This window comes from Rhodoferax sp. GW822-FHT04A08, from assembly GCF_058801025.1.
Genome location: NZ_JBXAMW010000009.1, coordinates 100513 through 113494, shown reverse-complemented (window position 1 = coordinate 113494; position 12982 = coordinate 100513). Strand labels below are relative to the sequence as shown.

At 63.6% G+C, this 12982-nt stretch carries 14 protein-coding genes; 1 reads left to right on the top strand and 13 read right to left on the bottom strand.

The window, feature by feature from the left end:
* Positions 1-23 precede the first annotated feature (23 nt).
* Positions 24-1922, top strand: coding sequence for a sigma-54-dependent Fis family transcriptional regulator (locus tag AC1RMF_RS17585; RefSeq protein ID WP_493143156.1), 1899 nt, complete (start codon positions 24-26; stop codon positions 1920-1922).
* A 15-nt stretch (positions 1923-1937) separates the two neighbouring features.
* Here the strand turns inward: AC1RMF_RS17585 and AC1RMF_RS17580 are convergent, their stop codons facing one another.
* The 13 genes from AC1RMF_RS17580 to AC1RMF_RS17520 all read right to left on the bottom strand — a co-directional run bounded on the left by AC1RMF_RS17580 (position 1938) and on the right by AC1RMF_RS17520 (position 12904).
* Complete coding sequence (locus tag AC1RMF_RS17580; protein ID WP_493143155.1) at positions 1938-2237, bottom strand: ferredoxin family protein; 300 nt, start codon at positions 2235-2237, stop codon at positions 1938-1940.
* Positions 2234-3544, bottom strand: a complete 1311-nt coding sequence (locus AC1RMF_RS17575; protein ID WP_342619308.1) for an FAD-dependent monooxygenase — start codon at positions 3542-3544, stop codon at positions 2234-2236. Before AC1RMF_RS17575 ends, AC1RMF_RS17580 begins: the two co-directional genes overlap by 4 nt.
* A gap of 11 nt (positions 3545-3555) precedes the next feature.
* Entirely contained in the window at positions 3556-4665 is a 1110-nt protein-coding gene (locus AC1RMF_RS17570) for an electron transfer flavoprotein subunit alpha/FixB family protein (RefSeq protein ID WP_493143153.1), read from the bottom strand.
* Positions 4662-5510: an electron transfer flavoprotein subunit beta/FixA family protein gene (locus AC1RMF_RS17565; RefSeq protein WP_493143151.1), complete on the bottom strand. Its 849-nt coding sequence runs from the start codon at positions 5508-5510 to the stop codon at positions 4662-4664. Before AC1RMF_RS17565 ends, AC1RMF_RS17570 begins: the two co-directional genes overlap by 4 nt.
* A 12-nt stretch (positions 5511-5522) precedes the next feature.
* Positions 5523-5861, bottom strand: a complete 339-nt coding sequence (nifW, locus tag AC1RMF_RS17560) for a nitrogenase stabilizing/protective protein NifW (RefSeq protein ID WP_493143149.1) — start codon at positions 5859-5861, stop codon at positions 5523-5525.
* A 6-nt stretch (positions 5862-5867) separates the two neighbouring features.
* On the bottom strand, positions 5868-6605 hold the full coding sequence (gene cysE / locus AC1RMF_RS17555; RefSeq protein WP_493143148.1) for a serine O-acetyltransferase: 738 nt from the start codon (positions 6603-6605) through the stop codon (positions 5868-5870).
* The gene (nifV, locus tag AC1RMF_RS17550) at positions 6602-7759 is read right to left on the bottom strand and encodes a homocitrate synthase (RefSeq protein WP_493143146.1); all 1158 of its coding nucleotides are present in this window, start codon (positions 7757-7759) and stop codon (positions 6602-6604) included. The genes cysE and nifV overlap by 4 nt, the downstream gene beginning before the upstream one ends.
* 429 nt (positions 7760-8188) lie before the next feature.
* On the bottom strand, positions 8189-8524 hold the full coding sequence (gene fdx / locus AC1RMF_RS17545) for an ISC system 2Fe-2S type ferredoxin (protein WP_493143145.1): 336 nt from the start codon (positions 8522-8524) through the stop codon (positions 8189-8191).
* A 6-nt stretch (positions 8525-8530) separates the two neighbouring features.
* A complete protein-coding gene (gene hscA / locus AC1RMF_RS17540; protein ID WP_493143144.1) occupies positions 8531-10408 on the bottom strand; it encodes a Fe-S protein assembly chaperone HscA in 1878 nt (625 codons plus the stop codon).
* 3 nt (positions 10409-10411) lie between these two features.
* Positions 10412-10735 carry an iron-sulfur cluster assembly protein IscA gene (iscA, locus tag AC1RMF_RS17535; RefSeq protein ID WP_342619300.1) on the bottom strand — a complete coding sequence of 108 codons (324 nt, stop codon included), beginning with the start codon at positions 10733-10735 and terminating at the stop codon, positions 10412-10414.
* 12 nt (positions 10736-10747) lie between these two features.
* Positions 10748-11125 (bottom strand): iron-sulfur cluster insertion protein ErpA, encoded by a 378-nt coding sequence (gene erpA / locus AC1RMF_RS17530; RefSeq protein ID WP_342619299.1) that lies wholly within the window; start codon positions 11123-11125, stop codon positions 10748-10750.
* A gap of 39 nt (positions 11126-11164) precedes the next feature.
* Positions 11165-11602, bottom strand: a complete 438-nt coding sequence (gene iscU / locus AC1RMF_RS17525) for a Fe-S cluster assembly scaffold IscU (RefSeq protein WP_493143142.1) — start codon at positions 11600-11602, stop codon at positions 11165-11167.
* A gap of 57 nt (positions 11603-11659) precedes the next feature.
* Positions 11660-12904: an IscS subfamily cysteine desulfurase gene (locus AC1RMF_RS17520; protein WP_493143141.1), complete on the bottom strand. Its 1245-nt coding sequence runs from the start codon at positions 12902-12904 to the stop codon at positions 11660-11662.
* Between the last annotated feature and the right edge of the window lie 78 nt (positions 12905-12982).

The window sequence follows — 12982 nt, the reverse complement described above, 5'->3', positions numbered from 1 at the left end:
GCCATCAAGAAACGAGTTGTGCCATGACCATTTCCCGCGCGAGCGCGTCATCTCCTGCAGGTCAGCGCTATGTTCCGCAGCGCATCTGGCAAGCCAGAGAGCGGTACTTTGTCGATGGCCTGCTCCCTGTGGATTTGGTGGAACACCCCCTGCTTCAGTCCTGGGAGCGATGCCGCCAGTCGGGTCTGGGGGCCAACGAGCATGTGGCGTTTGCTCCGGTGGAACGAAGCACCCTCTCGCACATGATGGACTCCGAGCGCCATTGGCTGGACCTGGCGCAGTCCGAGCTGCAGCAGCTGGCAGCCGGTGTGGCCGAAGCGGGCTACGCCGCCATGCTGACCAATGCCTGTGGGACGGTGTTGTCCGTGGCGGGCAATATCAGCCAACGCAGCATTGCATTGCGCAACGCGTTCCGCCCGGGCGTTGACCTGTCGGAGATGGCCATTGGCACCAACGCCATGTCGGTAGCCATCGCCGAGCGACGCGCAGTGAAGGTGCTCGGGCCCGAGCACTATTTTTCGGACAACCAGCTGTTCCACTGCTGCGCGACACCCATCTTCGATCCCCAAGGGCACCTGCTGGGGACGGTGGACGTCACCCGTGACACCCCAGGCCTGGTCGCAGGGGCCATGGCACTCACACAGGCATGTGCACACCGCATAGAGCGCAAGCTGTTTGACGCCATGGGAGCGTTCGTCAAGATTGAATGGGTGGGGACAGACGGAGCCTGCCTGTCGTTCGACTGCGATGGTCAGCTGATTGCTGCCAGCAGTTCTGCGCGCCGCCTCATCGACCTGCCCACCGTGCGCGAGGGGTGCAGGTTCGAAGACATCTTCGAGGGCGACTTCTCGCGCTGGGTCCGCAGCCACCGTGAAAACCAACGCCAGGCGGGTCCATTGAATTTGAACGGAGGGGTGCGAATTCATGCAAGCGCGGTGTTCGAAGGCGCCACGCCTAGAGTGCATGCAGTGAGCGGCGCTGCGGTGGCCGAGCCGCCAAAGCAGGTCAGCAGCAGGCCGCATGACCCCGGTTACCTGGCGAACTTCCAGGTAGCGCTGCGGGCGTTCGAGGCCGGGCTGCCCACGCTGGTGACGGGTGAGACGGGCTCTGGCAAAGAGGTGGCGGCAAGAAACCTGCACCTTGGCAGCCGCCGCAGAAAGGCCCCTTTTGTGGCGATCAACTGTGGCGCCATGGCACCCGAACTGATTGCGTCCGAATTGTTTGGTCACGTCGAAGGCGCATTTACCGGTTCGGCACGCGGCGGCAGCCCCGGCAAGATTGAAGCAGCCCGGGGCGGCACCATGTTTCTGGACGAAATCGGCGACATGCCCTTGAGCCTGCAGGTAGCCCTGCTTCGCCTGCTCGACAGTGGAGAGATCTTGCCCGTGGGGGCTTCCCGGCCGGTTGCGGTGGACGTGCGCTTCATCTGCGCCACGCACCGGGATCTGCAATCGCTGGTGGATCAGGGGCTCTTCCGCCAGGACCTCCTCTATCGCATCCACGGCTTCAACCTGCGCGTGCCGCCTCTGCGCGAGCGCGCGGACTTCGACGCGGTGTTGGACAGCCTTTGCGAGAAAGTGGGAATCAGATCCAGCCAACTGTCCTCTTCGTTGAGGCACGCGCTCCAGTGCTACCCATGGCCGGGCAATGTGCGCCAACTCCAGCATGCATTGACCTTGGCCGCGGCGCTGGCCGAACCCGGCGCGCCGCTGAGCCTGGGCGACTTCAACCTGCCTGCACATGCCCCAGCAAAAGAAGCGGTCGCGCGCACGGCCTCCAGCACGCTGGACATGGGCCAGGCCATGCGCGATTCCATCGCCCAGGCGATGGAGCGCACGAATGGGAATGTGGCCGCAGCCGCCGCACTGCTTGGAATCAGCCGGGCCACGCTGTATCGGAAGTTGAAACAGCTACTGCGTTAGGCCCTGCGCCAACGCCTAGCCGAACTTGAACAGAATCCCGTGCCCGCCGCGCGGATACTCCCAGTCCACATTGGCGTGGTCGCTGCAGATGATGCGGCAACTGCCGCATTCCAGGCAGCCGTCGGTGATCAGCGTGACGCTGCCATTGCCTTCGGCCTTGTAGCAGGAGGCGGGGCAGACGTAGGTGCAGCTCTTGCTCACGCAGATGTTGGTGCACACGTCGGCGCTCTTGATCTTGATATGGGGCCGCCCGGCATCCACCCGGTAGCGGTTCTGGAAGAGCTTGTCTTCCACATTGACGGCTATGGCGTTCATCGTATGGCCTTCCAGAGTTTGTATGCATCACCCATCAGTCCGGTGAGTTTGCGGGTCTGACGGAAGTTGGCAAAGATCGCGCGCTCTTTCGTCTTCTTGTCCACACCGTCCACCGTGATCATGGTGCGTGCGGCTTGCGCCACCATGTCGGGGTAGCTGGTGAAGAACTGCGGGTTCTTGTGCAGCACCGCGGGCATGTCGCGGTATTTGTACAAGTCCTTCATCACAAAGCTGGCGTCCAGCTTTTTCTTGTAGTCGCTGAGCGCTGCGGCCTTGAAGCCTTTGCCCGCTGCCTTGGCGGCAATCGCCGTCTCGGCGGCCAGGCGGCCGGTGGTCATGGCCAGGTTGGAGCCTTCGCGGTGCACGGCGTTCACAAAGCCGCCCGAGTCGCCCACGATCATCCAGCCATTGCCATAGATCTGCGGGATGGCGTGGAAGCCGCCCTCGGGGATCAGGTGGGCGCAGTATTCCTTCATCTCGCCGCCTTCAATCAGCGGTGCAATCGAGGGGTGGCGCTTCATCTGTTCCAGCAGGCCATAGGGTGTGGTCTTGTTGGGGTTGGCCTTGAAGTCAGCCAGCATGCAGCCCACGCCGATGGTGATGGACTCCTTGTTGGTGTACAGAAAGCCGGTGCCCATCATGCCGTCGGTAATGCGCCCCACCATCTCGATGACCACACCCGACTCTTCGCCGATGTTGAAGCGCTGGCGGATCACGTCTTCCGGCATAAACAAAATTTCTTTCACCGCCAGCGCCACATTGCCGGCCTCTATCTCGCCATGGAAGCCCGCCTTGCGTGCCAGGGTGGAGTTCACACCGTCGGCCAGGATCACCATATCCGCATAGACATCGCCATTCAGGCGGTCGCATTGCACGCCCACTACCTGCTCACCATCCATGATGAGGTGGTCCACCGTGGTTTCGCAGATCAGCAGCGCACCGGCCTCACGCACCTTGGAACTGAACCACTTGTCAAACTGCGCACGCAGAATGGTGTAGCGGTTGTAGGGCGGTTTGTTGTATTCCTCGCTGCGGATATGCGTGCCCACAAACGAGCTTTCATCCAGCATCCACATGCGCTGTTCGATGATGTGGCGCTCCAGCGGCGCGTCCTCGCGGAAGTCGGGGATGATCTCCTCCAGCGCCTTGGCATACAGGATGGCGCCTTGCACATTCTTGCTGCCCGGGTATTCGCCGCGCTCGATCTGCAGCACCTTGAGGCCGGCCTTGGCCATGGTGTAGGCGCAGGCGTTGCCCGAAGGGCCGGCACCGACCACGATGGCATCAAATTGGGAGGGCTTCTTCATCGTGTTCTCCTTTAGGCGGCCTGGCGGGTACGCAGCGCCAGGTGCGCGGCAAACCCCTGTGTCAGCGCGGGCAGCACCTGCATGGCGTTGCCCACGATGCCGTAGTGCGCGAATTCGAAGATTGGCGCGTTGATGTCGGTGTTGATGGCCACGATCACGTCCGACGCTTCGCAACCCACGCGGTGCTGCACCGCGCCCGATATGCCCGCGGCAATGTAGAGCTTGGGCCGTACCGTCTTGCCGGTCTGCCCGACCTGGCGGTCCGCTTCCACCCAACCGGCCTGCACGCAGGGGCGGGTGGCACCCACCTCGGCACCCAGCACGCGCGCCAGCTCGAACACCAGCTTGAAGTTCTCCGGGCTCTTGAGGCCCTTGCCGCCGCTGACGATGACGTCGGCATAGGGCAGGTTGATCTTGTTGCTGTTGGCGTCGGCGATGAAGTCCAGCAGCTTGGTCACGATCTGCGTCTCCACCATGCCCAGTGCGTCGTAAGTGATCTCGCCGGTGCGGCTGGCATCGGCGCGCGGCATTTCCATCACGCGGGGGCGCACCGTCGCCATCTGCGGGCGGTAGGCCAGGGTCATGATGGTGCAGTACAGCGAGCCGCCAAAAGTGGGGCGCGTGGCCGCCAGTGCCTTGCTGACCGGGTCAATGCGCAGCTCGGTGCAGTCAGCCGTCAGGCCGGTGAGCAACGTGGTCGCCACCGAGCCGGCCAGGTCACGACCTTGTGAAGTGGCACCCAGCAGCAGGATCTCTGGCTTGTACTTGTTCACCAGATCGGTCAGGCCCTTGGTGAAGGGTTCATTGCGGTAGCCCTTGAGCACCGGGTCCTTCATCAGATAGGCCTTGTCGGCGCCGAAGGTGAACGCTTCCGCAGCAAACTTTTCCAACCCTTCATCTTCCCCGCCCAGCAGAATGGCGCTGACCGGGCAGCCCAGCTGGTCGGCCAGCTTGCGCGCCTCGCCCACCAGTTCCCACGACACGCTGTGCACATGGCCGCGGTCATGCTCGATGAAGACCCATACGCCCTTGTAGGCCTTGAGTTCTTCCGACAGTTCCAGATTGCGTCCGCGTCCGGCGGTAGGCCGTGCGGCGGGGGCGGCTGCAGGTGCTTGGCTCATGTCATTTCCTTCATCAGCAGGTCGGCTTCGAGCGTTGGGTGGCGGGTGAATATCTTCTGGATCAGATTGAGCGAGACGTCGCGCAGCGTGGAGGTTTCCAGCTCCAACATCTCGACCTTCTCGGTGCGCGGTGTCGGGCCAAACACTTTGCTCACCACCGTGGGCGAGCCTTTGAGGCCGATCTTGCCGATGTCCTCGATGCCGGCCTGTTCCTTGTTCCATTTGCGCACCGGGTAGGCGGCGGCGTGGATCATGGCGGGCAGGGCGGCAAAGCGCATCTCGTTGGTGTTCTCCAGCATGGTGATCAGGCAGGGCAGCGCGGTCTTGAGCACCTGCACGCCACCCTCGGCGCGTCGCTCCACGGTGATGGTGCGGTTCTCCAGGTCGGTCTCGATGATGCGCGACACATAGGTCAGCAGCTGCAGGCCCATGCGCTTGGCAATGCCGGGGCCCACCTGGGCCGTGTCGCCGTCAATCGTCTGCTTGCCGGTGAACACAATGTCCACCGCTTGTTCGGAAGCAATCTGGCGCACACCGGCAGCCAGTGCGTAGGAGGTAGCCAGCGTGTCGGCGCCGGCAAAGGCGCGGTCGGTCACCAGCACGGCGTCGTCGGCGCCGAAGCTGATGCACTTGCGCAGCGCTTCCTCGGCTTGGGGTGGGCCCATGCACAGCACCGTGACCCTGCCGCCAAACTTGTCCTTCAGGCGCAGTGCCTCTTCCAGTGAGAACAGGTCATACGGGTTGACGATGGCCGGCACGCCCTGGCGCATGATGGTGTTGGTGACCGGGTGGACGCGGATCTGCGCCGAGTCCGGTACCTGTTTGATGCAGACGACGATGTGCATAGGGAGATCCTTTCAGGCGGCAAGGCGCTGGGGCAGCGAGGCACGCAGGTTGTCCAGCGACACGTGCTGGCGGCCATTGGTGTCCTGGAACACCTTGAAGACCTTTTCCTGCGCCGGTGTGGATTTGACGAAGTCCGCATAGGCCTTCATCAGCTGGGCGCGGTAGGCGGTGTAGAGCTCCAGCTCGTCGCTCTGGGTCAGCAGGTTCTCCTGGCGGATGTACTGAAAGAAGCGCTTGAGGATATGCAGGCGGCTGACGTTCACCACGCTCTGCTCGAAGGGCACACCAAAGTACTGCAGAAAATCCTCCGCGGAGGACAGCTCCTTGAGTTTCAAAAGGAAGGTTTCCATGGTGGCTTACTCCAGGTTGGCGGGTTGAAGAACGGGGCGGTTGAAGATGGGCTCCACACAGCTGTCATCGCAGGTGGAGCAACTCGTGTCGGCGGCGGCCAGCTGGGTGCGCTCCAGCAATGCCACGCGGTCCAGCAGGCAGGTAATGGCTTTGCCCACAGGGTCGGGTATCAGATGGTGGTCCAGATCAAAGCCGTGCGTGGTGGCGCGTTGCGGTACCACCACCCGGCCCGGAATGCCGACCACCGTGGCGCCGGCAGGCACCGCCTCAATGACCACCGAGTTGGCGGCAATGCGGGCGCGGTCGCCAATGCGTATGGGGCCCAGGATCTTGGCACCGGCACCCACCACCACGTTGTTGCCCACCGTGGGGTGGCGCTTGCCGGCATGCCAGGCCGTGCCACCCAAAGTGACACCGTGGTAGAGCGTGACATCGTTGCCGATCTCGGCGGTCTCGCCGATGACGACGCCGTTGCCGTGGTCGATGAAGAAGCGCTCACCGATGCGCGCACCGGGATGGATGTCGATCTGCGTCAGGCAGCGCGACACGAACGAGATCCAGCGCGGCAGGTAGCGCCAGCCACGCATCCACAGTGCGTGGGCGATGCGGTGGTGGGCAATCGCATGCACGCCGGGGTAGATGGTCCAGGCTTCCAGCCGGTTGCGTGCGGCCGGGTCACGGTCCAGCACACAGTGCACGTCACCGACCAGCAGTGACCACCAGGAGGCGCGGGCTTGGCTCATACAACCAGACCACTGCCGTGGCATGCGGGGTTGTCCAGCGACGCAAACAGGAAGTCGCGCAACTGGTCGGGTGTGGGTTCCTGCTTGGCGCGCATGGCGTGTTCGCGGATACGGGTCAGCAGGCGGCTCACCAGGGCGTCGTCATCCAGCACCACGCCCAGCATGGCATAGGCCTGGCGTACGGCTTGCGAGCCGGAGTGCTTGCCCAGCACCGTGCTGCGGGTGCGGCCCAGTTCGCTGGGGTCAAAGCTCTCGTAGGTGGAGGCGTTCTTCATCAGGCCATCGATATGGATGCCCGACTCGTGGGTGAACACGGCGGAGCCCACAATGCTTTTGTTGAATGCCACCGCACGCCCCGATGCCTTGGCCACCAGATGCGAAATCGGCACCAGGGCCTGGGTGTCCACACCGGTCTCGGCGTGGTGCAGATGGCGCACTGCCATCACCACCTCTTCCAGCGCCGAATTGCCGGCACGCTCGCCCAGTCCGTTGACCGTGGTGTTGGCGTGGGTAGCGCCGGCGCGCAACGCAGCCAGCGTGTTGGCCGTGGCCAGGCCCATGTCGTTGTGGGTATGGATTTCAATCTCCAGGTCCACCGCGTCGCGCAGGCGCGCAATGGCCTCGAAGGTGGTGAACGGGTCCATCACCCCCAGCGTGTCGGCAAAGCGGATGCGGCTGGCGCCACAGTCTTCGGCGCGCTGCGCCACCTGCGCCAGAAAGCCCGCTTCGGCACGCGACGCATCTTCAGCGCCCAGAGAAACTTTGCGGCCACTGCGCACGGCCTGTGTGATCACGCGCGTGACCTGCTGCAGCACCCATTCGCGCGACTGGCGCAGTTTGTAGGTGAGGTGGATGTCCGACACGGGGATCGACAGATGGATGATGTCAGCCTCGCAACGCAAGGCGCTTTGCAGGTCCGCATCGGTCAGGCGGCCCCACACCATCAGCGCCGCGGGCAAGTGCAGGGCGGCAATGCTGTTGATGCAATCAATTTCCTGCTCACCCATGGCTGGTATGCCGATCTCCATCTCCGGCACGCCGGCGTTGGACAAGGCGGTGGCGATATCGCACTTCTCCGCAACAGTGAAGGCCACTCCGGCCGTCTGTTCGCCATCGCGTAGCGTGGTGTCGTTGATGATGAGATTGGGCGTCATGGTGAGCAGTGTTTGACTAGCTCATTGCAAGGTGTGTGCCACCTGTTTTTGCCTGCAAACACGACGCTTTGGGTGCTTGCTGTGGGGTGCTGTGTCGGGAATGTTTTGTTTCAGACAGGACTTTGTGTTTGCTGCTTTTGTGCGCCGATGTCACTGGGGTAGATGCTTCCGCGACTGTCCCCCGGCCTGCGGCCTCCTCCTTTATGTCGCTGCAGCATCTACCCCAGCGCCATCGGCAACCCGCACTGTTGGCGCACAGTGACTTAAAACCTTTCAAGTACCTAGAGCGATTGCAGACTCAGGGCGGCGTGGCACTCTGCGCCGGTAGGTAAAGGAGGAGCCCACGCAGTGGGCGGGGGACACGGACGGCGCAGAGTGCCACGCCGTCCTGAGTCCCCCAACAAAGTAGGCAAGAGGTGAACGAGAGACTCAATGCTCCCGCGCATGATTGCGCGTGTGCTTGGGAAACTCCACCGTGATGTCCGCATCCTTCAACCGCACACAGCAAGCCAGTCGCGACTGCGGCTGCAAACCCCAGGCGTGGTCCAGCTGGTCATTCTCTTCATCGTCAGGCTCGGCCAACGACGCGCCACCTTCGCGCACATACACATGGCAAGTGGAACAGGCCGCCACCATCTCGCAGGCATGCTCAATTGCAACGCCGCCCTTGAGCAGACTCTCGCACAGCGAAGCACCGCGCTTGACTTCCAGGTCGCGGCCGTCCGGACACAGCTCGGGGTGGGGCAGCAGGTGGACGATGGGCATGGGGCTTCAGGCCAGGCTGTCCATGGACTTGCCCGAGAGCGCTTTGCTGATGGAGGCATTCATGCGCTTGGCGGCAAAGCCGTCGGTGGCTGCGCCCAGGGCTGCGGTGGCCTTGCGTACCGCGTCCAGCGGCGCTTCGGTTTCCAGCATGTCGCCCAGTGTGTACATGGCCTGGCGAATGGTTTGCAGTTCGGTGGGGGTGAGCAGCTCGGCGTCGGCATTCAGCGCGGTCTGCGTGGCGTCCAGCATGCGGCGCGCATCCACCTGCGCTTCGCGCAGCGAGCGCAAGGCCATGTCTTCTTTGGAGGAGCCAATGGCGTCCTGCAGCATGGCGGCAATCTGGGTGTCCGCCAGGCCGTAGGTGGGTTTGACTTCGATGTGCGCCTCAATGCCGCTGGCCTGCTCGCGCGCCGTGACCGACAGCAGCCCGTCGGCATCGATCTGGAAGCTCACACGGATGTGTACCGAACCCGCCACCGCCGGCGGAATGCCACGCAGCTCAAAGCGCGCCAGCGAGCGGCAATGCGCCACCGATTCGCGCTCGCCCTGCACCACGTGCAGCGACATGGCCGTCTGCCCGTCCTTGAAGGTGGTGAACTCCTGCGCGCGTGCCACCGGCAAGGTGGAGTTGCGCGGAATGATTTTTTCCACCAGGCCGCCCATGGTCTCTATGCCCAGCGAGAGTGGGCAAACGTCCAGCAGCAGCCAGTCGTCACCCACGCCGCCATTGCCCGCCAGCACATTGGCTTGCAGGGCCGCGCCTATGGCCACTACCTGGTCCGGGTCTATGTCCACCAGGGGATCGCGGTCAAAGAAGTCGCGCACGGCATCGCGTGCAATCGGCATGCGGGTGGAGCCGCCCACCAGCACGACGCCGGTGATGTCGTCGGTGCTGAGCTGCGCATCGCGCAGGGCCCGTTTGGTGGCGGCCATGGTGCGGGCGATCAGCGGCGCGCCCAGCTCGGCGAACTGCACGCGCGACAGAATGGCTTGCTGTGTCTGGCCGTCGGTGTTGGTGAGCGTGACGGCAGCCGTGTCGTGGGCCGACAGTGCCTCCTTGGCCGCACGCGATGCGGCCAACAGGCTACGCTGCGCACCGGGTGGCAGGGCTGAGAGGCCCGCAATGCCATGCTGGGTGCAGAACCACTCGGCAATCGCGTGGTCAAAGTCGTCACCACCCAGGGCCGAGTCGCCGCCAGTGGACAGCACTTCAAACACGCCCTTGGTCAGCCGCAATATGGAGATGTCAAAGGTGCCGCCACCCAGGTCGTAAATGGCAAACGTGCCTTCAGCCGCCTTGTCCAGCCCGTAGGCAATGGCGGCGGCGGTGGGCTCGTTGAGCAGGCGCAATACCGTCAGGCCCGCCAGCCGTGCGGCGTCCTTGGTGGCCTGGCGCTGCGCGTCATCAAAGTAAGCCGGTACGGTAATCACCACGCCGCTCAAGGGGCCGCCCAGTGTGACCTCGGCGCGCTCGCGCAGCGCCGTCAAAATCTCGGCGGACACCTGCACCGGTGAACGCTCACCGGCCACCGTGCGTATGCCCACCATGCCTGCACCGTCGGTGAACTGGTAGGGCAGGCCGGTGGCTTCTTTCAGGTCGGCCAGGGTGCGCCCCATGAAGCGCTTGACCGACACAATGGTGTTCTGCGGATCGTCCGCCTGGCTTTGCTGTGCCTCGTGCCCCACCACAATTCCGTTGCCTGCCAGATAGCGCACCACCGACGGCAGCAGCAGCGCGCCGTCTTCGTCCGGCAAGGCCCGCGCCACCGCGCTTTGCACCGTGGCAATCAGCGAGTTGGTGGTGCCCAGGTCAATGCCGGCTGCCAGACTGTGCTGATGCGGCGCCGCGCTTTGGCCCGGTTCCGAAATTTGGAGCAGTGCCATCGGTCAGACCGCGAAGCTTTCCCCACACCCGCAGTTTGCTTTCGCATTGGGGTTGGTGAACTTGAAACCTTCGTTCAGGCCTTCGCGCACAAAGTCCAGCTCGGTGCCATCTAGCATGCCAAAGCTGCGCGGGTCCACGATGACCTTCACGCCCAGGCTGTCGAAGCACAGGTCTTCTTCGTTGGCCGCATCGACAAATTCCAGCGCATAGGCAAAGCCGTTGCAGCCGCTGGTCTTGACCGCCAGGCGCAGGCCGATGCCGCTGCCGCGCTTGGCCAGGGACTTCTTCACATGGCGTACGGCGGCGGGTGTCAGGGAGACAGACATGGTGAAACCTCTTTACACGGAGAACGAACTGCCGCAGCCGCAAGTGGTCTGGGCGTTGGGGTTGTGGATGACAAAGCGCGAGCCTTCCAGCCCATCTTCAAAGTCCACGCGGGCGCCCACCACATATTGCAGGCTCATCACGTCCACCACCAGGGCCACGCCCTCGGTCACGATCAGCGTGTCGTCTTCGGCCACGGCGTCGTCAAAGGCAAAGCCGTAGGAGAAGCCCGAGCAACCGCCACCCGTGACATACAGGCGCAGCTTCAGGCCGGGGTTGCCTTCTTCGATGATCAGCTCCGCAACCTTGGCTGCGGCTGCCGGTGTGAATTCCAGTTGGCTGGGCATGCCGGCTGGCTGGCTGGTAGTGCTAACGCTCAGTGCTGCTTCCATAGTGGTTCCTTGTGGTGTGGGTGGAGTGCCAAGCCGGGCTTAGCGGGTGGAGGAGGCGCAGGCCAGCTGCTCGGACACCAGGGTGCCGCCGCCGGGTGCAGGATGGCGTGAACGGAAGTCGGCCACGGCCGCTTTGATGGCGTCTTCGGCGAGGATGGAGCAATGGATCTTGACGGGCGGCAGCGCCAGCTCTTCGGCGATATCTGCGTTCTTGATGGCCAGGGCTTCGTCCAGGGTACGGCCACGCACCCATTCGGTCACCAGCGAGCTCGACGCAATCGCCGAGCCGCAGCCATAGGTCTTGAACTTGGCGTCTTCAATCACACCCTCGGCGTTGACGCGGATCTGCAGGCGCATCACGTCACCGCAGGCGGGCGCGCCCACCATGCCGGTGCCGACGTTGTCGTCAGACGCATCCAGGGCTCCGACGTTGCGGGGGTTCTCGTAGTGGTCAACCACTTTGTCGCTATAGGCCATGGAAGTTCTCCTGGTTACAAATCAAATAAAGAAGGCGCGCAACGCGAAGGGGCCGGTCTAGTGTTCAGCCCACTTGATAGTGGACAGGTCCACACCAGCCTGCACCATGTCCCACAGCGGGCTCATGGCGCGCAGACGTGTCACCACTTGGGTGACTTGTGCGATGGTGAAGTCGATCTCTTCTTCGGTGGTGAAGCGGCCGATGGAGAAGCGCACCGAGCTGTGGGCCAGCTCGTCGCTGCGGCCCATGGCGCGCAGCACATAGCTGGGCTCCAGGCTGGCCGAGGTGCAGGCCGAGCCCGACGACACCGCCACGCCCTTGATACCCATGAGCAGGGACTCGCCCTCCACATAGTTGAAGCTGGCATTGAGGTACTGCACGGCACGGTGCTCCTCGTCGCCGTTGAGCACCACCTCGTCCATCTTGGACAGGCCGACCCAGAGCCGCTCACGCAGGGCGCGTATGCGCTGGTTGTCGGCTGCCATGTTTTTGTGCGCCAGCCAGAAGGCCTCGCCCATGCCCACGATCTGGTGCGTAGGCAGCGTGCCCGAGCGCATGCCGCGCTCGTGGCCGCCGCCGTGCATCTGCGCCTCGATGCGTACGCGGGGCTTGCGCCGCACGTACAGGGCGCCAATGCCTTTGGGGCCGTAGATCTTGTGGGCCGACAGGGACATCATGTCGATGGGCAACTGCTCCAGGTCAATCTCCACCTTGCCGGCTGCCTGCGCTGCATCCACATGGAACAGCACCCCTTTGGCGCGGCACAGTGCACCGATTGCAGCCACGTCCTGGATCACGCCGGTTTCGTTGTTGACAAACATGACCGAGGCCAGCACCGTGTCCGGGCGCAGGGCGGCTTCGAATACCGCCAAGTCCAGCAAACCACTGGGCAGCACCGGCAGCACCGTGACCTCAAAGCCCTCGCGCTCCAGTTCGCGCATGCTGTCAAGCACCGCCTTGTGTTCGGTGGCCACGGTAATCAGGTGCTTGCCTTTGCCCTTGTAGAAGTGCGCAGCGCCCTTGATGGCCAGGTTGTTGGATTCGGTGGCACCGGACGTCCAGACCAGCTCGCGTGGGTCGGCGCCAATCAGTGCGCAGACCTGTTCGCGCGCCAGCTCCACCGCCTCGTCCGCCGCCCAGCCAAAGGCGTGCGAGCGGCTGGCCGGGTTGCCGTACAGGTCCGTCAGGTAGGGAATCATCTTGGCAGCAACCCGCCGGTCCACGGGGGTGGTTGCGGCGTAGTCCAAATACACGGGCGGTGCACTGCGCATGGTGGCCTTGTGGTTGCTGGAATCCGTCATGGGGCGTTCCTGAAAAAGTTGGACGCAGCCCTTTTCGCAATTTCGGTGCCATGCGCTGGAACGCAGAATTGGGCCTTT

Coding starts and splice junctions, on each gene's coding strand:
- AC1RMF_RS17585 (WP_493143156.1), top strand. CDS start 24: ATGACCATTTCCCGCGCGAGCGCGTCATCTCCTGCAGGTCAGCGCTAT.
- AC1RMF_RS17580 (WP_493143155.1), bottom strand. CDS start 2,237: ATGAACGCCATAGCCGTCAATGTGGAAGACAAGCTCTTCCAGAACCGC.
- AC1RMF_RS17575 (WP_342619308.1), bottom strand. CDS start 3,544: ATGAAGAAGCCCTCCCAATTTGATGCCATCGTGGTCGGTGCCGGCCCT.
- AC1RMF_RS17570 (WP_493143153.1), bottom strand. CDS start 4,665: ATGAGCCAAGCACCTGCAGCCGCCCCCGCCGCACGGCCTACCGCCGGA.
- AC1RMF_RS17565 (WP_493143151.1), bottom strand. CDS start 5,510: ATGCACATCGTCGTCTGCATCAAACAGGTACCGGACTCGGCGCAGATC.
- nifW (WP_493143149.1), bottom strand. CDS start 5,861: ATGGAAACCTTCCTTTTGAAACTCAAGGAGCTGTCCTCCGCGGAGGAT.
- cysE (WP_493143148.1), bottom strand. CDS start 6,605: ATGAGCCAAGCCCGCGCCTCCTGGTGGTCACTGCTGGTCGGTGACGTG.
- nifV (WP_493143146.1), bottom strand. CDS start 7,759: ATGACGCCCAATCTCATCATCAACGACACCACGCTACGCGATGGCGAA.
- fdx (WP_493143145.1), bottom strand. CDS start 8,524: ATGCCCATCGTCCACCTGCTGCCCCACCCCGAGCTGTGTCCGGACGGC.
- hscA (WP_493143144.1), bottom strand. CDS start 10,408: ATGGCACTGCTCCAAATTTCGGAACCGGGCCAAAGCGCGGCGCCGCAT.
- iscA (WP_342619300.1), bottom strand. CDS start 10,735: ATGTCTGTCTCCCTGACACCCGCCGCCGTACGCCATGTGAAGAAGTCC.
- erpA (WP_342619299.1), bottom strand. CDS start 11,125: ATGGAAGCAGCACTGAGCGTTAGCACTACCAGCCAGCCAGCCGGCATG.
- iscU (WP_493143142.1), bottom strand. CDS start 11,602: ATGGCCTATAGCGACAAAGTGGTTGACCACTACGAGAACCCCCGCAAC.
- AC1RMF_RS17520 (WP_493143141.1), bottom strand. CDS start 12,904: ATGACGGATTCCAGCAACCACAAGGCCACCATGCGCAGTGCACCGCCC.